This window comes from Zongyangia acetica (genome assembly GCF_038739695.1).
In the GTDB taxonomy this organism is placed as follows: Bacteria; Bacillota; Clostridia; order Oscillospirales; family Ruminococcaceae; genus Zongyangia; species Zongyangia gallinarum.
In genome coordinates this window covers 55,165-80,737 of sequence record NZ_JBBEWN010000013.1, presented here as the reverse complement: position 1 = coordinate 80,737, position 25,573 = coordinate 55,165, and the positions used below count along the sequence as shown (strand labels likewise).

At 47.2% G+C, this 25,573-nt stretch carries 19 protein-coding genes; all 19 read right to left on the bottom strand.

The genetic code is table 11. From position 1 onward, the window contains the following. Window positions 1-615: 615 nt before the first annotated feature. A complete protein-coding gene (locus WGC32_RS12060; RefSeq protein ID WP_342682232.1) occupies window positions 616-2,010 on the bottom strand; it encodes a tyrosine-type recombinase/integrase in 1,395 nt (464 codons plus the stop codon). Window positions 2,011-2,082: 72 nt separating this feature from the next. Continuing rightward, entirely contained in the window at window positions 2,083-2,286 is a 204-nt protein-coding gene (locus WGC32_RS12055) for a DNA-binding protein (RefSeq protein ID WP_342682230.1), read from the bottom strand. Between the two features lie 230 nt (window positions 2,287-2,516). Continuing rightward, a complete protein-coding gene (locus WGC32_RS12050; protein ID WP_342682228.1) occupies window positions 2,517-4,670 on the bottom strand; it encodes a phage/plasmid primase, P4 family in 2,154 nt (717 codons plus the stop codon). Window positions 4,671-4,693: 23 nt separating this feature from the next. Continuing rightward, on the bottom strand, window positions 4,694-4,885 hold the full coding sequence (locus tag WGC32_RS12045; protein ID WP_342682226.1) for a hypothetical protein: 192 nt from the start codon (window positions 4,883-4,885) through the stop codon (window positions 4,694-4,696). Between the two features lie 404 nt (window positions 4,886-5,289). Beyond that, window positions 5,290-5,514, bottom strand: coding sequence for a DUF7678 domain-containing protein (locus WGC32_RS12040; RefSeq protein ID WP_342682225.1), 225 nt, complete (start codon window positions 5,512-5,514; stop codon window positions 5,290-5,292). Window positions 5,515-5,525: 11 nt separating this feature from the next. Beyond that, window positions 5,526-5,810: a hypothetical protein gene (locus WGC32_RS12035; protein ID WP_342682223.1), complete on the bottom strand. Its 285-nt coding sequence runs from the start codon at window positions 5,808-5,810 to the stop codon at window positions 5,526-5,528. A 133-nt stretch (window positions 5,811-5,943) separates the two neighbouring features. Then, complete coding sequence (locus WGC32_RS12030) at window positions 5,944-6,240, bottom strand: DUF6809 family protein (RefSeq protein WP_342682221.1); 297 nt, start codon at window positions 6,238-6,240, stop codon at window positions 5,944-5,946. A gap of 89 nt (window positions 6,241-6,329) precedes the next feature. Next, window positions 6,330-8,330, bottom strand: coding sequence for a phospholipase D family protein (locus WGC32_RS12025; protein ID WP_342682220.1), 2,001 nt, complete (start codon window positions 8,328-8,330; stop codon window positions 6,330-6,332). A gap of 94 nt (window positions 8,331-8,424) precedes the next feature. Continuing rightward, window positions 8,425-10,401 (bottom strand): DUF2075 domain-containing protein, encoded by a 1,977-nt coding sequence (locus WGC32_RS12020; RefSeq protein ID WP_342682219.1) that lies wholly within the window; start codon window positions 10,399-10,401, stop codon window positions 8,425-8,427. A gap of 18 nt (window positions 10,402-10,419) precedes the next feature. Then, window positions 10,420-11,904: a DNA/RNA helicase domain-containing protein gene (locus tag WGC32_RS12015; protein WP_342682217.1), complete on the bottom strand. Its 1,485-nt coding sequence runs from the start codon at window positions 11,902-11,904 to the stop codon at window positions 10,420-10,422. Window positions 11,905-11,922: 18 nt separating this feature from the next. Further along, window positions 11,923-12,576, bottom strand: a complete 654-nt coding sequence (locus WGC32_RS12010) for a hypothetical protein (RefSeq protein ID WP_342682215.1) — start codon at window positions 12,574-12,576, stop codon at window positions 11,923-11,925. A 94-nt stretch (window positions 12,577-12,670) separates the two neighbouring features. Continuing rightward, complete coding sequence (locus tag WGC32_RS12005; protein ID WP_342682213.1) at window positions 12,671-13,543, bottom strand: GIY-YIG nuclease family protein; 873 nt, start codon at window positions 13,541-13,543, stop codon at window positions 12,671-12,673. A gap of 31 nt (window positions 13,544-13,574) precedes the next feature. After that, on the bottom strand, window positions 13,575-16,904 hold the full coding sequence (locus WGC32_RS12000; RefSeq protein WP_342682212.1) for a type I restriction endonuclease subunit R: 3,330 nt from the start codon (window positions 16,902-16,904) through the stop codon (window positions 13,575-13,577). Between the two features lie 36 nt (window positions 16,905-16,940). Further along, the gene (locus tag WGC32_RS11995) at window positions 16,941-18,188 is read right to left on the bottom strand and encodes a hypothetical protein (RefSeq protein WP_342682211.1); all 1,248 of its coding nucleotides are present in this window, start codon (window positions 18,186-18,188) and stop codon (window positions 16,941-16,943) included. Window position 18,189: 1 nt separating this feature from the next. Further along, window positions 18,190-19,311 carry a restriction endonuclease subunit S gene (locus tag WGC32_RS11990; RefSeq protein ID WP_342682210.1) on the bottom strand — a complete coding sequence of 374 codons (1,122 nt, stop codon included), beginning with the start codon at window positions 19,309-19,311 and terminating at the stop codon, window positions 18,190-18,192. Next, window positions 19,298-20,902, bottom strand: coding sequence for an N-6 DNA methylase (locus WGC32_RS11985; RefSeq protein WP_342682209.1), 1,605 nt, complete (start codon window positions 20,900-20,902; stop codon window positions 19,298-19,300). Before WGC32_RS11985 ends, WGC32_RS11990 begins: the two co-directional genes overlap by 14 nt. A 14-nt stretch (window positions 20,903-20,916) precedes the next feature. After that, window positions 20,917-21,813: a nucleotidyl transferase AbiEii/AbiGii toxin family protein gene (locus WGC32_RS11980; protein WP_342682207.1), complete on the bottom strand. Its 897-nt coding sequence runs from the start codon at window positions 21,811-21,813 to the stop codon at window positions 20,917-20,919. Further along, window positions 21,813-22,412 (bottom strand): type IV toxin-antitoxin system AbiEi family antitoxin domain-containing protein, encoded by a 600-nt coding sequence (locus tag WGC32_RS11975; RefSeq protein ID WP_342682206.1) that lies wholly within the window; start codon window positions 22,410-22,412, stop codon window positions 21,813-21,815. Before WGC32_RS11975 ends, WGC32_RS11980 begins: the two co-directional genes overlap by 1 nt. Window positions 22,413-23,474: 1,062 nt before the next feature. After that, window positions 23,475-25,562, bottom strand: a complete 2,088-nt coding sequence (locus tag WGC32_RS11970) for a sodium-translocating pyrophosphatase (RefSeq protein ID WP_191482499.1) — start codon at window positions 25,560-25,562, stop codon at window positions 23,475-23,477. Window positions 25,563-25,573: the final 11 nt, after the last annotated feature.

The window sequence follows — 25,573 nt, the reverse complement described above, 5'->3', positions numbered from 1 at the left end:
ATACCATCTGGCTGGCCGCCGTTTTAATTTTGAGATGCTCAGCGGCTTGATTTTGTATTGCATTTTTTCGCCTCCCTAAAAATCTGAAATTTCTACTTGACTTTTATTAGCAGGTCTTTCATTTTTGGTATAAAAATAGACGCTCATTTCTGAACGTCTATAACATACGAGTATCTTGATTTCTAGTGATAAATGATTTATAGTTTGTTTGTAATGTTTTCTGATAAATTAAAGCTTTAAATTAGCCTTTGTTGCTAACAACCTGCTAACACTCTACGGTGTATGAGGGTACACCAGAGAGTATCAACAATTAAACATAACAAGCACTTATGCTTTAATTTACGGCATTAAACGCTCCCAAGAGGATAATCGAACTTCTAGCTACCACGGTTCGCAGAGAACTCCTAAGCGAAAGGCCGCGCGTTCGAATCGCGCCGGGCGTGCCATCCTGTCAACAGTAATTGTGTGTGAACTTTGTACCTGTCGGCTGGAAAGATGGCGTAACCTACATTCACACGTGGGCGATTGTAAAGTGGGGATCGCTCCCCACCGCCATACCAAAAACAAAAATTGCCGCCACCCAGCTTTTACTGAGTGGCGGCTTTGCTTTATCCGTTATTCGAATAGCTGCTCCAGCTTTTCTGCGGCTGTTTTATCGGAGCTTTTCAGGAAGTGGCTGTAGATGTCCGTCGTTGTGCTCGTTCGCGCGTGGCCTGCTCTACCGGCCACTGTAACCAGCGGTACGCCCGCTGCAATCTGCATGGTGATGTTTGTATGTCGCAGCGAATGCACCGTTCTGTGAGGCAGTCCTGCCGCGTCACATACCTTATGTACCCATGTGTACACGGTACCGGGGTAGATTTGTGCGCCGCACTCCGCGATGAACAGCCGATCTGTTTCTTTCCACCGATCGCCCATATCGAAGCGGTACTGATCGTACCATGCCTTATATTCATCCAGCACCGACAGCAGCTTATCCGATATGGCAATCACGCGCTTGCTGCTCTCGGTTTTGGGCTCCTTATCTACGACGCCGATACCCGCCACCGTCGTAACCGATCGTTCAATGGTGATGGTAGCCTCTTTGAAGTCGATGTTCGACCACTCCAGTCCGCAGAGCTCACCGCGTCGCATACCTGTCAGCAGCAGGATCATCGCCGCCGTTTTGTATCGTATATCCGGATAGGCGTCTGCTGCCGCGTAGAACTTCTTGGCGTCTTCGTCGTTCATGTAGTCGATCTCCTTTGATGGCCGCTTTGGGAAGTCTATGTAATCTGCGCTGGCATAGTTATCATTGATAAGGCGTTGCTTCTTTGCGTGGGATAGTATGGCGCGCAGTGTTCGTTTAATTTTGTGCATTGTTTCGTAGGCGTATAGTTCCTTCTTCGTTGTTACATTGAATAGTGATGTTGTGCTGCGTCCGAGGCAGGCTGCCAACCGCTCCGCGTATTCCAGACTGATGGTTTTTCCCGCCAGTGCTGCTGTCAGCGTGCAGCAGTTGAAGTCCATTTCAAATCGTAGCTTTCGGAAGCCCATCTTCGCTTCCTGCATTGCCTCCCGCAGTTCCGGTTTCGCGGTCACCGTTGTGACCGTCTTTTCTTTTTTATCAAGCTGATCATAGAAGCGTTGTATGATTGTTGGATTGATTTCGCGCAGTTTGTACCCGCCGATGCTGGCGGTGATATCCTTGATGGCGTTCTGACAGTTCACATAGTAGCTGGCTGACAGTTCATCTTTTCGCCGCTCCAGCCACCATGTTGAATATTCACCCAAGGTGATATCGGGCGAGATGCCCTCCGCGCCAGGCGCGGTGAGGGACATCTTCAGCTCGGATTCGTACTTGTCTGCGTATATGACGACTTCGCGTTCCATCTGCTTTGATGTCAGTCCTGCTGGCGGCCGCCACGTTGTGGAGTAGACATTCAGCTTGCCGCTGCCTTTGTCCTTCATCTTCACCTGTATTCGGTAGCTGGGGCCGGATTTCGTCATTCGTTTTGTAATTGTTGCCATATCAGTTCCTCCGTTATTTTCTTATTGCAAGCCCTTGGCAACAACAAAGGAAGCCAGAGAAGTGCTCCAAAGTCAAGCAATATTTTCACTTTCGCCTGAGAAATATTTGATAAGATCATCAAGGTCCACCAGAATCTTTTTGCCTGTAAACACGCAGTGCACCTTGCCGTCCTTGTAGAGAGAACGGATGCAATTTGCAGTGATAGCCGAGTCATGGTCGATTTCCTTGATAATTTCCACCGATTCACCGATGGTACGCATTCTGTGTATAGTCATGAGGTAAACTCCTTTCGATTTTTGAAAAAGTTGATTTATGGGGCTATACCCCTTCTTGATTTCCCGATTTTTCGCGTGTGACCCCACGCCCGTCTCGGTATTGAAAAGCTGTAGAGATTTAGACCGCCCCTCCCCCCGGTGTTGCAACTGTAGCAGGCTTTAGGTGTTGACTCGATTTTTTCTTCTCTTAAGAGACAACATTATACACCTGCTACATATGCAACAGAGACTTATAGGGGCTGTGCGGTGCCGCCTAATGTATAGCCGATCAGGATTGTGGTGGCGTTGCCGCCGCCTTTAGGACGCTTGCGCTCCAGAGTAGCGAAGCTGCTAAGCGCCTGGTTAAACTTGGCGGAGTTTTCCGGCCTGCAGCCGTTATCCTCACACCACTGGGTGTATGCTTTATACACCGCGCCGGTTCGCACTTCGGATCCGTCGATCTTTTCGAGACATTCCTCGGTGAAGCGCGCCACCTTATCGCTTTCCTTGCGATATTCCTCGATAGCCACTTTGACCGATTCCGGGATTACTAATCCTTCGGATTGAATCAGTCGGTAACCATCCAACAACCAGTTGAGGATGGCACTTTGGCTGTTCGGCATGGCAAACAGTTCTTTCAGGTTTTTATCCTGTTCCTTTTCACCGAAGTGCCGATCGAATGTGACGATGATCACGCGGTCACTGCTGAACAATGTTAGGTCGCTGATTGCCGGACGGTAATTGGTATTGATGTACAGCTTGAACTGGGGTTTGAAGTCAAAGCTGTTTTCATGCAGGAATCGGGCGTTCATTGTATCGTTGCCAGTCATGGTTTTCACCAACGCTGCATCCAAGCGAAGGCTGCGATCGGGCTCCGAAATATTTACGAAACGTACGCCTGCCAGCCGCGCCACATCTTCGCTGGGCATCTGGCTGCTCTTATTTGGTTTGATGCCGATGGTCTCCGCCTGAGATGTACAGCCATAATGTCCGATTACTTTCAACACGCTCTCACACAACGTACCTTTACCATTGCGGGTGGTTGCGCCGTAGAAGATGAACATACACTCGAAGCGGGTATCGCCGCTTAAACCGTAGCCCAGCACCTTCTGCAAGAACTTTGCTTTCTTCTGATCGCCGTTGGTGATCTCCGCCATGAAGCGCTCAAACCGCTCACAACTTGCATTGGGATTATATTCCACGTCACTGTGCTTGGTCAGCTTGTCTTCCGGTCGGTGGGGAGTGAACTCCATTGTTTTTAGGTGCAGGGTTCCGTTTTTACAGTTAAAGATGTAGGGGTCTGTATCAAATTCTTCCATGCTAATGGTATGTACGCTCTGTGCGTCACGGATCACCGTCTCGCGCATTTTGCGTGTTTGCCAGCGGTAGCAGAATTTGGCATATTCCTCTCGACGCTTGTCATCTTCAATGGACAGGCAGTATATACCGAGGTGTCTGGCGAGATCTTTGCACATTTCCATGGTTTTGGTGTTACCAAGATCCTGCTCCCACACGACGCCATTGTAATAGAACCAGCTTTTGCGCTCCGGCACATAGCGCAGTACGTCCTTATAGAAGTCTGCGAAAAGCTGTCCGGCGCCGAGTTCCGTCCATGGATATGCCTTATTGTCCTCAGGTCTAATCTTTTTCAGATATTCCTGTGGTGCACTAAACTGCTCCGGCGGGATATAGCCTTCCGCGCTGCTCATCTCACGACCGTATTTCTGAGCACTGCTCCAGATAGCGTCCAGCTCCTGCTGCTCCAGCGGCGGTACACACTTGGCCGCTTCTGCATCGAAGTACGCCTTTGCTTCTGCTTCGCCGTAACGTTTGATAAGCTGGCAAGCTTTTTTGTGCAGGGTTCCGTTACGACCGCCTGCCAGAATGAACAGCTCGTCCACGGTTTTCTTGCCTTTGAAGTACATGATCTGCGGGTCCTCCACACCGAACAGGAAGCGACCTCCGTCCAGCGCGTTTGCGTCAAACTCAGGGAACTTCTTACGAATCTGCTTTTTCATTGCTACATACTGCTCGACGCTGCTAATCCTCTTGATAGGAAAGTAGCAGTGGAACTTAGGGCGCGCTGCTTTGCCTTTTTTCTCCTTCATGTGGTTTCGGCTGAAGCTCACTGCAAATGCTACACCGGGGAATGCTTTCTTTACATCCTCTGGGCTTTTCCAATCGTCTGGATTGTCGCTGTGATCGTTGTCACAGTCCATGGGGATGCAGTCGGCATACTGGAAATTCGCAACGCCTCTTACGTTGCCGGTGTACTTTGCGCACACGTGATCGCGGCGCATTGCCTGCTCCAATGCAGAAAGGTTGTCCACCGTTACCTCGTTGGGGTACACCGTATTCTGCTGTGCGCCGGTAGTATTTGCTGTGTAGATTGTAAATGGTGTCATAACTTACCTCCAATCTACCTGCATCAGTGCCCGTGTCCGATGGGATAGCTGATTTCATAGATCGCACGCATTACCTTTTCCTTCTGCTCAGGATTCAATTCTTCACGCAGAAGTCTGGAGAAGGTTTCCGGTCTGATGCCGAGCCACTTGGCAATCTCCCAGTAGTGGACTCCCATTTCGCAGGCTTTTATTCTGATATCTTGATTCGCTTTCATATGTTTTCCTTTCCGGCCTTGGGGCCTATCGTTTTTTGGGGCCGGTGCTCTGGATAACAAAAAGAGCACCGATACGTTGCTCTTTGTAGCGTCGTAACTGTGCTCTTTGAATCTTTGATTATTGAATTTTGAAGCGTTGTTTCTTTGTAATATTGTTCTTTGTATCTTTGTGACGTCTAGCGCCTTAAATGTCTTTCGACATCATGATGATAACATATTTGAACGTTTGTGTCAATAGCGAATCGCAATATTTTGTGTTAAAATTTTATTACTGAGACATACTGACACAATATATAGTAATCTTTTAGAATTTCGTTTTCCTTAGACTTTTCAGAAATTGCTTCAGTAAACATCAGTAATGCAAAACACCAACGCAGCCCTTTGGAGTTGCATCGGCGAGTTTTTTAGTTGTATTCCTTCATGATGATGGCCAGCGCGAACTCGGTGTCTTCGCCAACTGGCTTAATGTCCCAGCCGCGATCGTAGTTGCATACGATTTCGCCGCCACGCTTTATCATCAGCTTACTGATTCTGCCGCCTTCAATTCCGTACACAGATCCGCCGCCGTATTGCTTTATCCAATAGTAGAAGATGTCCTCACCGATTTTAATGCTGCCTTCTCGCCACATACTGCCACCGCTTACCATGAAAACCCGGCATTGAGCACCATTGTTCGTATAGCGCTCATTGCTCGTTTCGGGCTGCTGTAGTCACGTATGAATTTTGGATCCGCTTTTCCATTGTGTTTTACAGAAACCAGCGTGTATGTTCCGCTAAACATCATTCGCACTTCGAGTGTAGCATCATCTTCTCTCCATTCTCTGTGATAGATGATTCTGTTTATGTCTCTGGTGTAGCCTGCTTCTGTAAAGCCGTTCTTTATGACCATCTGATTGAAGTCTCTTTTTGCCTGTTCGATTGTCATGTCGTTTTCCTCCTGCCGTTTTGGTAGGACAATTAAGCCAGAAAAAAGGGGCAATGTCCAGCCTTAAACGCGAGAATTAGCAATTAAAACACAAAAAGGCACCGCAACATTTCTGCTGCGATGCCTCGTGCAATTATGTCATTTTAGGGTCTGTGATGTCATCCAGGCTGATCATCACCTCCACCGCTAACCGCATGCCCAGCTTGAAGCCAAGCACGAACGATGCCATCTCATTCTTGTCGCCCAGCTCCAACGCACAGTCTTTGAATTTTTCAAAGGTCTCCTGCTGCGCCTGTGTCAGCGTCTGCACCAGATCATCCTCGTTCCGGGTCACAAGGTTTAGTATGTGCGAATACGTACCACCTCTGATGATATCCCGATCCGACGGGCTGATATTGCCGTAATATAGTTCTTCAATGATACTTCGCATGTCGCCACCTCCTTTGGCAGGGACATACAATACCAGAACGCACCGGCAATATCCAAATGAAAATCGACTTGTTAGCAATTAAGTAGCAATTATTTTTTTAGCAACCTACTGATAATTGATGTTTTAAAATCAACACCAAAAAATTCTTTCGCCTCATCGAGGTTCATAACCACCCAATCGCGCGACTTATGAGCTTCAAGTGTCTCAGGTAATTCCTTAAGAATTCTATCTGCTTCCCATGTAGCGCCTGCATTATAGCGTAACTCATTGTTTCGAACAGAAACCTCAAAAGAAGCGCGACTTGTTTTCCATGCATTTTGAATGGTTTTAATAGCATAACTACCAGTAACTCGCTCGCTAAAATAATCCTCCAAACTCAGCTTGCGAATGTATTCAGGCAGCAATTCACCACAATATTCACGCATAATATCAACAATGATCTGTGACGATACCGCCAAGATATCCGGTGCGCTTTCCGATTCATCCGATTTCATCACCTCAAGTAAATCAGGAACCGCTTCTATCATTCGCCGCATATATTCGCGGTAAAACGCAGTGCCAATCTCACGCTGTACTGTTCGTACAACACTGCTACGCATTACCTCAGTGTTAGTGAGGCCGGCTTGCACACGACAAATAACCGTCCGACGTATAACTTCAGGAGCAACTGCCTTAACGTCTTCGTTGGCGCTGATTACAACAGCCGGATAGTGCACCAAATGATCTGCCACACCAAAATCGTCATTTTTGATAGTTTCTATGGCATGCTGATTAAATCTGGTGTTCGTCAAGTCGTCTACAATAATAGGTGCTCCTTTTACCGTTCGTTTCAGTCCTTCAATACTGGAGCGAGTGAAATCCGGAGCAGACAGTTTGGTCTTTTGGCCAATCATCATCTTCAATAACGTCTCGAGGAAGCTGGTCTTGCCTGCCTTACTCTGTCCATAGACCAATCCAAACACAGGATACGGCAAGAGGTTTTGATTATAGCGAACCGCCATATCGCGCATACATCCCATGAAAGGCGAACAGAAAAACCAGTTGGCAAATTCAAAATATCGACGTTGCATACCGGATACATCGCCATGAAATTTTTCATATCCGTCCATATATCTCAGGAAAAGCGAAACATCATGCCCAATTTCTTCTTTGGTTGGCGTCAGGTTCACATCGTTTCCATTGAGTCGCACATAGCCATCCCCCGCAAAAACTTCCAGCTGGGGGTATTCGCTTCGTAGCTCTTTTTCTTTTGTCTGATCAGCAACCACTTGCCGTCGGATTGTCTTTATTTTTTCGGGAGAAAGCAGTATTTTCCCTTTTTTATCCGGTTTTGGAACCGACGGAGTGAGTTGTGCAGCCAAATTTTTAACATCTAAAGCAAATCGAACTTCTTCTCGCTGTTCATCTACCGTTTCAAGCATAACAACTTTGTTTGTGCGAACAGTTCGTGCAATAGGTAACTCTTCCAGGTTTTCACCACTATCTGCTACCAGTAATGCTTCTTTAAATATCTGATCGGTACTATTTTCTCTCAGCGTAAGATAGCAATCCATATACCAGTCATACGCACGATCACCATCTATGTAGCAAATGTTTTCTCGCTGCCTTCCACCGAATGCATTAAAAGACATATTTGCAGAGCCCATGATTATGCGTCTGCGTCCATCAGCTGCGGATAACAGGTATATCTTTTCGTGAGAAAGCATGTTGCGGGCAACAAAGAAGTGTAAACTTTCATCCTCAATACGCGAAATTAAATCCAACTTCATTTTGCCGGCACTTTCACGCATGCGTTCTATCAGTTTACATTGATATGCCATAACTTCCTGTAAAGAGTAGGATATCACTTCGTCGCAACCGAATATGATTTCTGCCTTTTTGAACATTCCCAACAGCTGATACACGAAGTTTATACCCGAGGAATAGGTTATCGCATGCAACTCATCAAAGCCAGAAAACAAATCTTTCCACGACATTGTCTCGGCTTCAATAAAATCCATTTTTATGACATCTAGATTACCGCTTTCGAACAAACCTTCCATCATAATCTCGGAATCATTGTTTTGATTAAATAACGATAAGTTCTCCATCTTATAACCTCCGCAAATACAATTCAAGCTAATTATACTTATTATCCATTTTATCGCGTTATATGTCCAATAAAACGGACTTTACCCTCGAATCTCACAGTTGTTCTATACCAATATCCTTCAAATACCCATATATCCCATCATACCACTCGCGTTTACGGGTCTGATCGTGGTCGCTGCCTGCCGGCACGAAGATGGCCATGCCCTGACGTGCGCGGGTAAGCAGTACACGGTAAGCGTTCTTTAAATAAAGGCGACGTTCCTCGGAACTAACATTATTCCAACGGTTGCCGACAAAATTGTTATAGGTCCATTCGCCGTCTACATAACGGTAGTCGGCATCCCATGCGACAACAGAATAGTCAAGCTCCAGGCCCTGAATATCGAACTCGCTGACTACGTCCTCCAGCATATAGCTGGACCGAACATCGTCTTTGCCATTCAGGAACCAGTTAGCTACCGAAATCTCATTCTTTACAAAGATACCTTCCGGTTTCAGACGCAGCGCACCGCTGCTGGTCAGCAAGCCATAGCGCGTGGTACCCTGACAGTGATCTCGCACCCAGTCTTTTGCCTTATTCAAATCTCGGGTGATCACGATCGGATATTTATCTTTGATGCGCTGATACAGCATTTTTGCTTCATCAGTATCTGCATCCAGGACCGCCTTTACAAACGCTGCCAAATCCGGTGTTCTGAAAGATCGCACCGATGTTGCCAGATGGAGCTTGTCCCGCTCGAAAGTGTGAAGCCCGTTCAGCATGCTGCTCCAGCTTCTTCCGCGACGATATTCATTGTCATTAAGCTGCGGAGTGATATACACATCCCAATCCGGGAATGCACGACGGAGCGAATCAAACCATTCAGGCAAACCAGCCTCGCCAGTGTTAATTTCCTGGCCACCACCAACCAGACAAATGACAACCGCCCAGTCCTGATGGCGATCCATGGTGCTGATCAAAAATTCCGGCTCGCTATACGGGAAGGGTGAAACGCCTTTCTTGGTAGCCATGAACTTTTCGATCATATCCTGCGTCCATGCACGCTGCGCCTCATCGAAGATGGCAACGCGCTCCGGCGGGATATTATTGTTGCCAATGAAAGAATCGCGGTACTTATGAATGATTTGGATAAACGCAGAAGTGCTGCGCAGCGCATCTGCCTTAGAAACACGATTACCACGCTGTTTTTCCTGCTCCACCTTATCGCGAGCAAGCGCTTCCTGCAACACCGTCACCAACGGGAAGTTGCCGGAGAGGAACACTGCGTGTTCGCCCTGCTGTGCATCGGAACGCTGTATGGCAATATTCAATCCAACTAATGTTTTACCGGCACCGGGGACACCGGTTACGAAACAAATGGACTTTCGACCATTCGCTTTGCTGTGTTCGATGATGCGGTTAATTTCATCGGTAGTGACCGTCAGATTTTCTGCGCCTGCGTCACTACGGGTGATGTCATGAACGTTGTGTCCGCGATACAATGCCTGCGCTGCCTCTACAATCGTGGGTGTGGGAAGATACTCAGAGTTCTCCCATGCTACATAATTAAAAGCGGATTCGTTATAATGTGCTGCAACCCTGCTGATCATATCGGCAATATTGCCCGCATTGCAACGAAGCGGCTCAATTACGCGATCGCGTTCGCGGATTACATTTGTGATTGTTGCCGCTCTGGTGGATACCATAATCGGCACCAGCAGTTTGTCATGGCTTTCCTTCTGGAAGTTACGCAGGTCCAGAGCATAGTCGTACACCTGATCGTATGTAGACTGGCGGTATTCCGTATCGCCGCACTTGAACTCCAGCAGGAAAACGATGTTTTTGTAAAGCACCACTGCATCTACACGCTTACCCATTCTGGGAATGGTGTATTCGAAAATGATTCTACCATCCGAAAAAGAGCGCAGTTGGTCCTTGAGAATTTGCACCTCAGATTCCCAAGTGTTACTCTGCTGGATCGCCGTCTCCGCCGAAATATCGTTGGAGTGGATGATACCAATTATTTCGCTGCTCGACTGCTGAAGGAACTCTGCAATCGACGCAGAATAGTAGGATCTTAAATTACGCATTTTATATAGCTCCGTTTCTTAGCTGTTTTTCAAAAGCGGAAGAATATGCGCCAATACGGCTTCCGAGCAAATAACAAGCGCCAGTTTACTACGTACCCTCGTTAAACCCTGATATAAAAGCTGTTCAAACAAATAATCAGGGTTCGGGTGCTCACGTCCCGTAAGTCTTCCGTTGTTGTAATACCAATTGTAATCCAAAACCATGCAAACACCTTCGAATTCTTGTCCGATTACATTATGGGTGTTGTGCTCGCTTCGTTGATAATCCAGTTCATGATTGTAAAAAGATGCTGTGAAAGATATGTATGTATATCCCTGATGTTCAAAGGCTTTCGCCCGTTCTAACGCTTTTGATTTATCCGGCTCATAAATGATTGTGACATTCGGGAAACTGTATTCTTCACGATATTTTGTTAAATCTCGCAAACAGGTAATGAAAAGTGCGAGCTCCTTATTCGTGCGAATCTTATTCTTAAGTTTATAAATATTCTGAACGCACAATACATCGATCGATTCTGCTGTTCGCCGTCTTTTTTCAGACGATGATAGCGTTTGCCCTGCGTCATAAGAAAACAAACAGATGGTTTTTGCCCTTTTAACCCATCTTTCTACTTTGTCTAAAGAATCTGTGTACAATCTATGGGCCTCATCAACAATTACAACATCTACATCCCTGATCTCACGTAAACGTAATTCTTTTGCGGATATTATTTTTATATTGTCTAATGCAGAATTAAGTGCATAATGTCCATCACACAATATGCCGCTGTGTACCATAAGAATTTTCTTTGATTTGGCTATTTCTCTAGCAATGTCATAAATTAAAAGCGTTTTTCCTGTTCCGGGACCTCCGGTAATTCCTGCAAAACGGCCCTGCGTATTCGTTTCCACATATGCAAGTACGGCCTTCTTTATGTTTTCCTGATGTTCAGTAAGCAGATAATCCTCTTGTAAAAAACGATCTGTAGAATTTAGCGGCGAAACAAGTATATTGCTTGGTAAAAACACTTTGTCTAAGTCGGTAGCTACTGCATCCCCTAATGACGTTATTGCATCCGATACGTCCCGCAACGACGCTTCTACCAGTTCGTTTTGTTCATCCAAGGTAAACACCGTCATAGTAGAGGAAATGAAAAGGAATGACAATAGTGTTTGTTTGTTGAGAAGTTTCAAATAATGTGTGTTTTGACGCAGTTGTCGTTTTATTTTTTCTACAGACACCTCACCACTTTTCAGTTCAATGTTCAAACACACGGATTCAGTGATTTTAAGCAAATCAAATTCCTTATTTAGCTGCGGGACAACATATCCAAAAAGGAATCCTGCTGCCTTTTCGACCGGCAAGGAAAGATTGTCGAGCAAGCATTTGATATCCAGGATTTCTTGATGTTTATACTGCCTCTCGGTCTCTACTCCACAGATGTACCGCACATAGTTCTCAGACAACGCTTCATTGTCTGAAAGCTTAACCATATCTAACAAAGAAACAATTTTGTTTTTCATTTCATCCCTGAATTCTAATTAATCTGTATCTGCCCGGTGTTTAGCATCGTAGCGTTGTTTGCTATCTACTACTGCCTGCAGCATCTTATAATGTATTTTTGTGAAATGGATAAATGCATCTGCTGCTTCAAGTAGTAACGGATTGAACCGTTCTTGCAGTGCTTGCCCTATCTGCCATTCGATCGTATTATTGTTGATACTCACAACAGTTTGATAAAAGGCCATATCTGAAAAATGCACGTACCCACTGGCTTGATCGTATACAGCAGGAAAAGAAGCATTAAATGCTGCCATCTTCTTTTTTAGATTAGCATCTGTCATTTTCTTTCCGTCAGCATCCAACTGATCACTAATTTTCCGTCCATGAATTATGCAGTCAATCACAGCGTCCTTGTCTGCTGCTATAAACGCTGCATATGTTCGCATACAATTATCCATCTGTAATCGTAAAAGAGCACCTACACAGGATAGATTTCTTTCCTGTAGTAGAGCAATAAAACCTTCCGATAACTGCACACTGCGATCTAACGCTGCGCAGAAGAAAAGATCTTCCTTAATCAGAGTCTGTCCAATAATTCCTTTCGCGAAAGTAGGGCATTTACCACGCAATTCTTTAATAGCCGCAACACGTGTTTCAAGTTCCGCGAAATAATCTGCATTATCTACATCCATAATGACATCTCCCATTATGCGTGTTACACCCCAAATCGGTGGCGGATAGTGATTTCCTCGTAATTACGCTTTTTATTTGATTTCGTCAAAACTATTAGTCTTCCAACTGCCCCAAGGCCACACCTTCAACGGTTTTCCAAGTAATCTTACCATTTCGAGAGGAGCCGCTAACAAAGGAGGCAGCGGCAGAAGGGCTCGGCAGCAATACATCCTCTGCCAACACGTCATCTATAATGCGCGACGAAAATTTCTGCCGAAACTCAACAACGTTGCTAGGGCAGCTCTTACTAATTGTCGGGTCCAGTCGACTGCCTTTCATGACAACAAATCCATCAGCAACGACACAACCAGTCGCCTGTACACGCTTTGTTTCAAAATGGAGCAAAGGTGTTTCTTTTACCGGTTCCGGTTCTGCAGTCACAACAGCAACTTTTACCAGCGGTTCAAAAACCTTGTGTCCCAGTACACCCATAATTAGGCGGGCGAAATCTACAAATTCTTCGAGTTCGCTTTCTTTTTCTTCCGTTATGTTTCCATGCGTAGGATCATTTCCGTTTTTGACGGTATATCGCTTTGCATTCTGTGCCATTCCGCAGAAACGGTTTTCAAGATAGCTTATCTCTGTTGGGCCGAAGGAGTTGTTGGAAGTGGTAAACACCACAGCCTCTGTCCAGTAATCTTTATCAGGATTGCGTTTGTGTTCAGCCAGTCGGTTCAAAATACCTTCGCCGTTTTTGCGAGCACCTGCCTGTCCGATATATACAACATTGTCGCCTGATTGGTCATCAACGCCAAAAAGGAAATACACACCGCTTTGCTTAAGATCATCACGATCCTTACACAAATCTAACGATGTACGGGGAATTCGATACGCCACACCTGTCCAGTTTGCAATCGTTGCCTTCATGCGCCCGGTTGCGTCGCCATCCATCAAATAAACACTTATGTTTTTACCTCTAACAGCCACTTACCTTCACCTCGTCTTTTTCATAATCACATCAATTGTTTTCTTCGAAGTTTTCAACCTGCTCCATTACTTTCCTGAAAACTTCGGGGCTGTACTGCGGTGGATAGCCGTTCTTAATCAAACAAACTTTGATGTCAAACTTTAGCTGGTCGCGGACAATATGATTGTTAAGCCAGTCGGCAAAGGAAGATTTTGTATCAATTATTTCCTTAATCTTCTTTGCCAGTGCCTTACACTTATCGTTCACAGTAATACCATCAACAAGCTCGTCTGCACCATACTCAAAGTTGTATTCATCACGCAGGGCCATTAGAATATCATAGAAGGCCTTTTCTTCAAAAGTCAGGCCGATTTTGCGGAAGCTCTCACGATCAGCATTCATCTCTTTCAGGATTCGCAATGCCTGTTCAGTAGCATTCCTGATTATTTCTTCTGATGTATATTCCTGCGCCTCTCCGGCTTCTTCGGCCGTCAGATGCTTTCTGCGCTCATGATACTGTTTGATCGTTTCCTCCAACATTTCCTGAAATTTCTTTGCGGCCATCTGATTGGTTTTGCTATATTCCGAAATCTGTTTACGAAGCATTTTTACCAGCAGTTCCAGTTTGGAAGCGGGCATTTTTACATCCGACAGTTTTTCAAAGTATTCGGCACTGAAGATATCCTCCTGCTCGCCATTCTCAAGAACACTTTCAACCTCATTGTAGCGCAGTGCTTCTTCTACCATCTTTGCAACATGGCGGTTCATGGTATCCGCATCCACTTCACTGGTGCCGCTCATCTTGCGGACAAAACCAGCGATCGCCATGAAGCATTGTGCGAGAGCAGATTCTTCCTCTCCCAGCTCACCGGACGGCTGACAAATATCATATGCAGCGCGCATCCGTTTGACTGTTTTCAGGAAGTATGTTTTGAAAGAAACCTTCTTTACGCTTTTTCCGCCTTTACTTTCTGTTTGCAGCTCCTGTGTGGAAATGAAAACATACTCGGCAGCTTTTGCCAATAATCTATAACGCAGAGCGGGATCTCCATTCGGGTCAAGGAACGGCGCTAAATCATAACCAGCAAACAAATCTTTCAGGATCATAAGTTCCTCACGGAACACACTGGTTGCCTGCTCCACATCATCGGCAGTAGGCGCAACAGAATTATCACCGCCGTAAATCTTCATTGCTTCACGCATATTATCGCGAATGCCGATGTAGTCAATGATAAATCCATAATCTTTGCCGGGATACTTTCTGTTGACACGGCTGATCGTCTGAATCAGCAAATGTTTTTTCAGGGGTTTATCGTTATACATGTAGGTCAGCGAGGGAACATCAAAACCTGTGATCCACATATCAACGACAACGGCAATATGGAAATTGGATTTTTCCTGTTTGAACGCTACATCCAATTCTTCGGAACGTTTACCGTTTTTAACACCGCCAAGGTAGTTATACATATCCGGCTGATCGTTGCTGCCGACACTGGCTACCATTGCCATAAAGGGCATAGGCTTCAGCTCACGCAGTTCTTCTTCGGATGCTGCAACACCGTCGGGAGCCTTCTTTTCTACAAACCACTCTGGATACTTTTCTTGGAATATTCTCAGAAGTGCATAGGCAATTGTTCTGCTGGAACACACGACCATCGCCTTTTGAATCCTATCCGGATCCTTTTCGCAGGAAGAAACATAGTGATCGTGAATATCCACCGCGAGGCGTTCCAGACGAGAGGGCTCGCCAAGGATAATCTCCATGGAGCTCATAGCCTTCTTGCTGGCTTCTATATCATCAGCCGTAGCGCCATCCTCTGCACACTTTTTATAATAAGCCTCGATCTGCTGTACCTTTTCCTGATCTAACAGAACTTTTGCAATACGGGGATGGTACTTAATCGGTACAGTCAATCCGTCTGCGACAGCCTGATCCATTGTGTATCGGTCGATTTCATCACCGAATGTCTGATATGTTTCCGCAATAGGCGTGCCACTGAAGCCAACGAAGGTTGCCTGCGGAAATGCCTCCTTCAGCACCTTTGCGTAGGGCTTGGACAACATAGCACGCATATTCTCGTCAGCGTCCTTGCTGAACTGAATTCTTTTCGCATGCTCCAGTTGGGTTCTGTGGGCTTCGTCGGAAAAACAAATGATATTGGAACGGCCATTGATGAGACCGATCTTGTCATCTTCTCTATCGCAGAATTTCTGGATGGTACAAATGTAAAATCCGCCACTTTCACGTGCACCAAGTTCTTCTCTTAGCGCTCTGCGGCTGGGGACAACCGTCACTTCACCAAGATTCAGAAACTCTTTGCTCTTGGTGAACAGCTTTGCGCCCTGCTTTTGAAGTTCTTCCCGGTCCACAATCATAACGATCGTGGGCGAGCCAATCTCCGGCACATGGGTACAACGCAGCGCCAACTGACGAGCAAGGAAAGCCATGGTGTATGTCTTGCCGCAGCCGGTTGCGCCAAAGTATGTACCACCTTTGCCGCTCTTTTCAACAACTGATTTTATGATACTCTGTTTCAAAAGGCGAGCAGCAAAGAACTGCGGATAACGACACACGATCTCACGTTCGTCACTGTCGTATTCACTATCCTGAAAGTATATATAGTCTCGGAAGATCTCCAAGAATCTTGCGGGTGCATAAACACCCTTTATCATTGTCTCCAGTTCGTCAAAAGGCAGCGTAGAAACCTTGTCTCCATCATTGACACGACGCCAAGCGTAGAAATGCTCATAAGGCGTGCGGACTGTACCTAATCTGGTTTTGACTCCATCCGAAATACATGCCAACGGGCAATAATGCAGCAAGTGGGGAATATCGCGCCAATAGCGGATGTTAATCTGTTCCCAGGCATCGTTGATGGTAGCATTGGCGTCTGCCGGATTTTTTAGCTCAATAACGCACAAAGGCATACCATTAACGAACAGAATGACATCCGGACGGCGGTTTTCCTTCTGGCCGTTATTGGTGTATTCTACGGTAAATTGATTGACTGCGCGGAAAAGGTTATTTTCCGGATTCTCAAAATCGATCAGATTAACCATTCTTGGGAGGCCTGCTTGCGGGGTGAATTGAACGCCGTCCACCATCCAGCCATAGACTTTATGGAGTGTAGCAAAATCCGATTCCGACCCCACAAGGCGCACGGTATCCATAATCTGGCGCACTTCTTCTGCCTTCAGATCCGGATTGGTCTTGCTCAGAAACTGCTCCATGTCGTCCATATACAGGACATCTCTCTTAGAGTCACGTGGAATTCTGTTTCCAGCAAGATAAGTCCACCCTTCGTTCTCCAGGAACGAAAGGAATGCGTACTCATATTCAGATTCGCAATAGTGGCCGTTATAATTCTGTAATTTAGCCATAGTTGCCTTCATCTCCCAGCTGAATGGGAATTATAATTAGTTTGAAGCTCCGTTCAGCTTCTTTTCAAAAGCACATCTGATCGGAAACAGATTAGTTGCACTGACGCCAAGTTGCTCACGCAGTCCGTTTCTCATAACACACGCAACGTATTCCATATTCTCCATCTGCTTCCCGTCGAAAACATATTCTTTTTCGTGAAGTGCCTTATCTATGCTGGCGCACACCAATATATCCGACGTGGATTGCCGAATTCGTTCGCGTGATGTCTTAGGTGTATCTGGTGTAATAGGAATGTTTGAATACAGGCTCATGTAGCAAACTTCCACCACATTTTGCTCGTCAACCAACCGCGCTGTTTCCATTAGCTTTCTGTACATCGTGGTTTTCATGGTTGCATCGAACGCATCAAGATCATACGTGTCATCATCGTAAACAACCATGATAGCCGGCATGATGTCCATCCCGGGGCGTATAGCTCTTAACATCGCATGCATGAGCGTGAAGTTACCGAATGCAGTGCCGTCATAATTAAAGTGTTTAGCTTGTGTTAACCACGAGAGTGGCTGATGGCTTGCAACCTTTTTGCTGTCAAGCAACATCATCATACTAACCCGCTCCGCCTTATCGAAGGAATCTTGCTCGGGGTAGTATGTGTAGTCGTTTACAAGCAAAAAATCCAGCGGCACGTCAGACAGATGAATGTTTTTGATTTTGTCCTTCAATTGATCGCACAGCGGACACTGCTCTCCGATATCCTGCTCCATAGCATCCATAAAGCTTTTCATTGATGCAACGCCCTGCAATACTCGCTTCAGCAAATCAATATCGCTGCCTGCTTCATGAAACGAAAACGATACTGAAAAGCACACCTCGTGTGAATCCACTTTGCAAAGCAGGTCCTTCAGTTTCGCAAAAATGGATTCCATTTGTTCATCGTCGGCAACGGAATACGTTTTTTCGGAAACCGTAAAACCACCAAAGGGTAGATATAGAGTGACAACAACCTCTTTGATTAACTCAAATGGCTTTTGCTTGATCGTTTCATTCCGCTTTTCCACAAACCAATGGTCTGTGAGGAACTGATCCCTGTTCTTTTCATAGGCGTCAAAATGTTCGGTATGCCTTAACGATTCCTGCATCACAAACGTAATGTTCCGATACTCGTTAAAAAAGTTGTCAATCGCGGAAATGTTATCAAAGAAATTGGATTCCTTATCAAACCGCTCCAGGTGGCTCAACGCACTATATAGTTTTTGGTATGCGGGAAACAGCAATCCAGGCATATTATTTTCCTTCCTCCAACGATCCTCGAATCAGTATCGGGCAGATTTCTTTGATTTGAGCTTTTAATTGCTCATTGATGCTTCTGCGCAGAATATATAACTTGTACAAATCTACGATGGATTTCTGCATTTTCTCATCCGGCAACGGAATTCCTATTTCGTAGAAACGTTCAAGGTCAAGGTTCGTACGTATACTCGAATCGCTCATGAACCATCCACGACGGTCGCTTTCCTTGCGGGAAAACCACATCATAATATACTCCGGCAGGACTGTTCCATCTTTAATTTCAAAAACTGTGTATGCAGGCGAAATGATAATCGGCTCATCCTTGTCGAACAAAGCAATTCGAATGCATTCATCGCGACCTGTCTGCATACCGGAATATGCGAACTGTCCCTTTTTTACAACCTTATATTTACTGAGGTCCACGCCGTTGGTATCAGCTACAGAAGGCATAAATTGTTTAAAAATATTAATGCCCTGAACATCGACGATCTCGCCGTCGCTGTTTCGATTATCTACTTCAACCAAAAGATCACGCACAGGTTTTCTTGTTGCTGTGTTTTTGAGATTATCTACTAAGGCATCAAACGTCAGTTTCAAATCCTCCAGCCCGCGTTCATAGCTCTGCTGATTGGTAACCATGGCATTGTAGATATCAACGTATTTCTGCTGTGTGGGAAGATCGGGTAGTTCGATATCAATATCGCACATAGTGTCCCAGTCAAAGGTTTCTCGTGCCGATCCCCAAGAATTAAAACGTGCGTAGCGATCAAACTCCGGACGGTTGAAGAACATAAAAAGATAATCCGAAAGGAGCTTATCTTTATCAACTACACGAAAAACAGTGTAAATCGAAGAAATCAGTACCGGCTTCTCTACGGTATTGAATGCAATTGCAATCTTATCGCCACGTCTTGACGTATCTGCAACATATACAAATTCTTGATAATCAACAACTTTATAGGAAGACAAGCTGACGCCATCCATGTTTGCTTTGGTTTCAATAAACTCTTTGCCGGTAGAAATTCCTCTAATATCGTCAAGCGTATAGATGCCGTCATAATTTCGAACATCGCAGAGTTCTATCAATGCTCCGAGCTTATATTTAGTCAATGCCATATCCGATCCCCCTGAACGCATCCTCCATCATCTTTTGAGACTGCTTCTCCTGCGCAAGAACATCACGCATTTCTGCCTGAATACGGCTCATTTCCGCGCCAAAGTCAATCTCCAAGTCGTGATCAACAAACTCAATGTACTTGCTGGGGACAAGGCTCCAGCCCTGCTTCTCAATTTCTGCAATACCAACGCTGCGATACAGCTCCGGTACCTCATAGTGCATGCCGTCTGTACCCTCGGTTTGCCAAGTATGGTAGACATCTGCTGCCCTCTGAATCTGCACATCGTCCAGTGACACTTTCTTTTTACCCTCATTCTTCACTGGGTTCTCCGTCCAAGTACGCAGGTCCATAAAGAGGATCTCGCCCTCACGGTTACGCAGATTTCTGCCGTGATAACTGCCACCTTTTTTGTTCTGATTCAGAATCCAAAAGGTAACGCTGATATCGGTGGTAATGAACAATTCACGAGGCAGGATGATAATGGCTTCCACCTTATCATTCTGAATGAGTTTTTTACGGATTTCCACGGTATCACTGTCGCCTAAAGCACCATTGGCCAGCAAAAATCCGGCAACACCCTTGTTTGCTCTCAGATGGGAAAGCATGTGCAAAATCCAGGCATAGTTTGCGTTGCTCTCCGGTGGGGTAACGTAGTCTGCCCAACGAGCATCGTTTTTCAGATTCGGATCATACCAGCCTTTCAGGTTAAAGGGCGGGTTTGCCATAATATAATCGAAGTAAATTCCCTTATGCAGGTCATGGGTAAAGGTGGAGTCTGCTTCCTCTCCCAAATGGTGGCTGAGTCCGCGCAGGGCAAGATTCATCTTTGCCAGACGATAGGTGGCAGGTTCCTTCTCCTGACCATAAATGTTGATACGGCTGATGTCACCTTTCTTTTCTCTGATCAGATCAGCACTCTGGATGAACATACCGCCGGAGCCGCAGCAGGGATCGTACAAAGTGCCGTCAAAGGGCTCGATTATAGCAGCAATCAACTGAACAGCGTCGTGGGGCGTATAGAATTCGCCTTCCTCCTTGGTTGCATTGACTGCAAATTCCTTCAGGAAATATTCGTATACGCGGCCGATCAGATCCTTTTCTTCGCCAAAAGCCTTGTGGCTGATCTTATTGACCTCATCAACAATCTTCTTAATATCATTAGGAGCTAAATTGCGGGTGGTAAAAGTGCCCTCCACAAAACAGCCCTTCAGCTGCTTGCTGCTGGTTGCCAGACTGTGCAGCGCAGTATCCAGCGCAACATTCAATTGCGGCGCGGGAGTGTTGATAATAGTGGACCAACGGGCCTCCACCGGCAGATTATAGGTTCCGTCAGTGAAAGTGGCATCATCAAAAAATGCCGCAAAAATTTCTTCGTCATCGGGGTCAAGTCCCTGCGCAATAAGCTCCTGGCGCAGTTTCTGTATACCATCTTCAAACTTCTCACCAATAAAGCGCAAAAACACCAGGGTCAGCATCATATCGCGCTTCTCAAAAAAGGAACCGGAATTACGCGCCTGACGCAAAATATCTCTACATTTGAACAGAATGGAGTCCAAATTGATTTTTTCTTCTACTTTTTTCTTAGCCATGGAATATACCTTCCTTATCTCCAACTTGTAGTTTTAGATTCCCAATTACTTAAGGTTTCGTTTTCTGCTATAATCGCTTCCCAGACCGGCAGCAGGAAGGCTTTGATGCCATCCATTACGTCTGCAAAGGCCATGTCGAGATTTCCAAGTGTCTTGAGGAAGTAACGCCACTTTACCTGCATATCCTCATCCTCTGCAAGGGCGAGGACGCGGTCGAAGCTATCCTTTTCATATGCTGTGCCGCGGTTTTGCAGGGTCTCCTGGATTGCGGTCTGCAGCTTCAGGCCTTCGAAGTCGAAGGAGCGGGACAGATAATAAATATCGTAAAAGTCCTTCATGCGGCCGGTCAGCTCAAAGCGCTGCAGGATGGCGTCAAACTTTTCGGCAATGGTGCTCTCCAGAGAATAGGTCAAGATTTCGGGCTTGTCATAACCCTCAAGCTGTGTCTGAATATTTCGGCGCTCGGCGCTCGGTACGATCACATCGCCAACGCCAATATCAACATTAAAGGGCACGCGAACATTCTTTATGTATCCGGTGATCTGCGTGCTGACACCATGGTATTTGCGCTGCACAGCAATCGGTTCGGTTTTGCCGGCCTTGAATGTCACAAAGTCATTGCCGGTATCCACTGCCAGGATTTCAGCTATGATTTCATCCATGCGGGCGAGATCGTTGTTGAGACCGCGCATCAGAAAATCCACGTCCACCGTCGCTCTGCTTTCAAAGTTAGTCAGGGTGTAAATAAACAGACCGCCCTTCAGCACGAAGTTCTCTGCGTACTTAGAGCCTGCCAACCGGCGCAGAAATTCCTCCTGAAAAAATAGCTGCAGGCACTGCTGATAGCTGATGCCGGATGATTTTGCTTTGTTTTTCAGTTTTGCCAGAACGGATGCCGCCATATCTGCCATCAAAGCCACACTCCTATCAAATCTTTTGCCAGCTTCTTCACGCGCAGAGGTCCGGCATATTCCATCAGCTTCGGGATGCTCTTTTCCGGATCTGCGATATATTTCCGAATTGCTTTGTTGAATATCTCTTTGTCCATCTTATTGCGATAGCGCAGGCAATCGCAAATCAGACGGTCTTTATCATAGATACGAATGGTATGACCGTCCATGGTTCCGGTTGTCAGACCCAATTCCAGTACAGCAGGCTCCACGTAATACGGTTTTACGAAGGGATAGTCAATCTTAAATCGGGATTTGCCGGAGTCTTTGCTGACTGCCAGGTGCCAGTCGCCTGGAGTACGATCGCTATACCCGTAATAGCGAAGTGCTGTGTCCATGCAGAGTATGGCGTCAGGGAATAGGCGAATCACGGTTCCCACTTCGCTGAAATCGTCCGGGTTAATCCATTGATAATAGCCTCTACGGATTTTTTCCACATGGCCATCTGCGATCAGCTTTTCACGTTGCGGATAGAATATCTTTTCCTCTGCAAGCTGCGTGGTACGCATCATGCCGCCGTACTTATCGAATATGCTCTTATAATACTGGACATCGTGCATAGCTCACAGTCCTTTCTAAATTCAATCTAATTGACCGCTAAAGCGGATATTTTTGTATTATCTATTATAGCCAAAGTACGTCGAATAGTCAATACAATTTTAAAAACAAATTTGGCTTCGAGCGGACATTTTGAAAATGAACTTGCTTTATTATGTATCGATCGTAGAAACAGGAAAAGACGCGTGCGACGCGTCTTCGAAATAGTAGCTTCGTTCTGTTTTGAATAAATGGTGCCATTTTTGGCACCCTGCGTGGTGCCACGCGCTCAGGACTTGCTGTGAAATCTGCGTAAGTTACGGAAAACAGTTTGGTTTTGACTCTAAAACCCTGAAAAATACGGATTTTATGCAAGAAACGGATATTGCAGACCCCTTCAAGGGGATAGGTCAGGCCTCCTAAGGAAGAAGCCGGGGGTTCGAATCCCTTCAAGCGCGCCACGTCGGAATGGACTGCGCTCCATTCAAAAAGCCCGGTCGAAGACCGGGCTTTTCTCATACCGCTCCGTCATTCCTCCTTTTCCGCAAAAGGTCCCGCTTGCTCCGGCTGCTCGGTTGTAAACGCCCTCGCGACGCCTTTGCGGCGCTACCAACCTTTTGCGGGTTATTGGATATACCCTTTCCGATCTAAACCGGCCACCTGCCGGTGGAGGAAGTCGCGCTGTGGTGTCAATCGCAACTCAGCTGCGGGCATCGCGGGCGGTGGTTTTGGCTAGGCCATGGGCGCGTCATCCCGCCCCGGCAGGGGCCCAGCTGCCGCTGGGGGATGTCGCGTTTATGTGTCAATCGCAACATGGTTGCGGGCATCGCGGGCGGCGAGTCGCCGCCGCCAAATCGCGCTGTGGCGTCAGCTATAACAAAAGCGCGTGGGCCGCGGCAATGTCGCTAACAAAACCCAGTGCGCGTCATGCCCGCCGCTAGGCGCGCCCCGGTAGGGGCAAAAGAAGCCGGGATTCAGACACCCACAAAAGGGTATCCGAATCCCGGCTTCTTTTCTTTTGCTATTTTTAAGCCACGGGGAAATCCCCGCCGGACAATGCTTTTAAAATAGAGTTCCCGTTTCTCTTAGCCCAGGATGGAGAACCATACAAACAGGGAAGAGGCCAGGGAAGATACCAGGGATACAACAGTGATCTGGGTATTGATGGAAGGACCAGCGGTATCCTTGAAGGGGTCGCCGACGGTATCGCCGATAACAGCGGCTTTGTGGGCTTCGCTGCCCTTGCCGCCTTCTTCGCCAGATTCCACATATTTCTTCGCGTTATCCCACAAACCGCCGGAGTTGGACATAAACAGGGCGATGAGCAGTCCGCTGACGATGTTGCCCAGCAGGAAGCCGCCGATGGCCAGAGGTCCGCCGATAAAGCCGACGATGAGGGTGGCGATAATGCTCATAAGGCCAGCGGGGATCAGTTCCCGGATAGCGCCGGAGGTGGCGATGTCGATGCACTTGCCGTACTCGGGTTTCGCGTCTTCCTTGCCTTCCTTCAGGCCGGGGATCTCCACAAACTGACGGTGGATTTCCTGTACCATCCGCTGCGCGTTCTTGTCCACGCCCAGAATCAGCATGGCAGAGAAGACAGCGGGGATGGCGGCGCCGATGAGGACGCCGAAGAAGACGGTGGGGGACATAATATCAAAGCCGGTAATCAGTTCTCTGCCGGCTGCTGCCAAGGCGTCGTTGGCCTCGGACATAAAGGCGCCGAGGAGGGAGATAACGGTCAGGCCGGCAGCGCTGATGGAAAAGCCCTTGGTGATAGCTTTTACAGTGTTGCCTGCGCTGTCCAGCTCGTCAGCGGTGCGGATGGTCTCGTCACCCAAGCCGCCCATTTCAGCCAGACCGCGGGCGTTATCCACGATGGGGCCATAAGCGTCGTTGGAGATAATCATACCGACGATGGAGAGCATACCAACAGCGGCCATGGAGATGCCGAAGATGGCGTAGCCAGCGCCCATGGGCTCACAGAGCTTGTAAGCGACCAGAGCGGAGAGGGCGATACCTACCATGGCGGGCAGAGCGGAGATAAAGCCATAGGACACACCGGAAAGAACGGTAAACGCCGGGCCGGAGCTGGAAGCATGGGCCACTTTTTTGACGATGGGTTTGGTGTCGTCGGTAAAGTAGTCGGTGGTAATACCGATGACAACGCCTACCAGCAGGCCTACTGCGGAAGCGCCCCAGATTCTCCAGGAGAAGCCGTCAAAGACCACAGTAGCCAGAGCGGTCAGCACCAGGAAGATGGCGGTGGTTACATAAGTAGAAGAGTTCAGCGCATGGGTGGGGTTGCCGTTTTTGCCAACCCTTGCGGTTGCGATACCGATGATGGAAGCCAGCAGGCCCAGGATGGCATAGCAGAACACCATGGAGATGTTGTTATATGCGCCGCCGGCCAGGGACTGGGCCAGAACCAGGGCGGAAGCCATAGCCGCTACGTTGGAATCGAACAGGTCGGCGCCCATGCCGGCCACGTCGCCTACGTTGTCGCCTACGTTGTCAGCGATAACAGCGGGGTTGCGGGGGTCGTCTTCGGGGATGCCCAGCTCTACCTTACCGGTCAGGTCGGCGGAAACGTCGGCTGTCTTGGTGAAGATACCGCCGCCGGCCTTGGCAAACAGGGCCAGGGAGCTAGCGCCGAAGGAGAAGCCCAGCAGGATGCTGGAGTTTCCTGTAATCCACAGAACAGCCGCCACGCCCAACAGGGAACAGCCTACCACCAGCAGGCCCATGACAGCGCCGCCGCGGAAGCCGATGAGGAAGGCGGGTTTCAGGCCCTTCTGGGCTGCTTCCGCCGTACGGCCATTGGAGTGGGTCGCCACCATGATACCGATTTTTCCGGCGATGGCGGACAGGACGGTACCTGCGATATAGGCGATGGCCATGGAGATGTTGTCAATAATGTTGCCTTGCCAGATGGGCATGGGCAGCAGCACCAGGATGACAATGGCCGCCACCAGGGCAAATTTGGCCAGTACCAGGTACTCACGGCGCATGAAGGTGTTGGCGCCTTCTTTAATTAAGGCGGAGACCTCCTGAATCTTTGCGTTGGTTGTCTTCTGTTTCTTTACCCACAGGTAGAGGTAAAACGCGAAGGCAAACGCGATGGCTACCGTGAGAAACGACAGCCCGTAGAAGAGTGACAGTTGACTTTCCACTTAAGGATCAC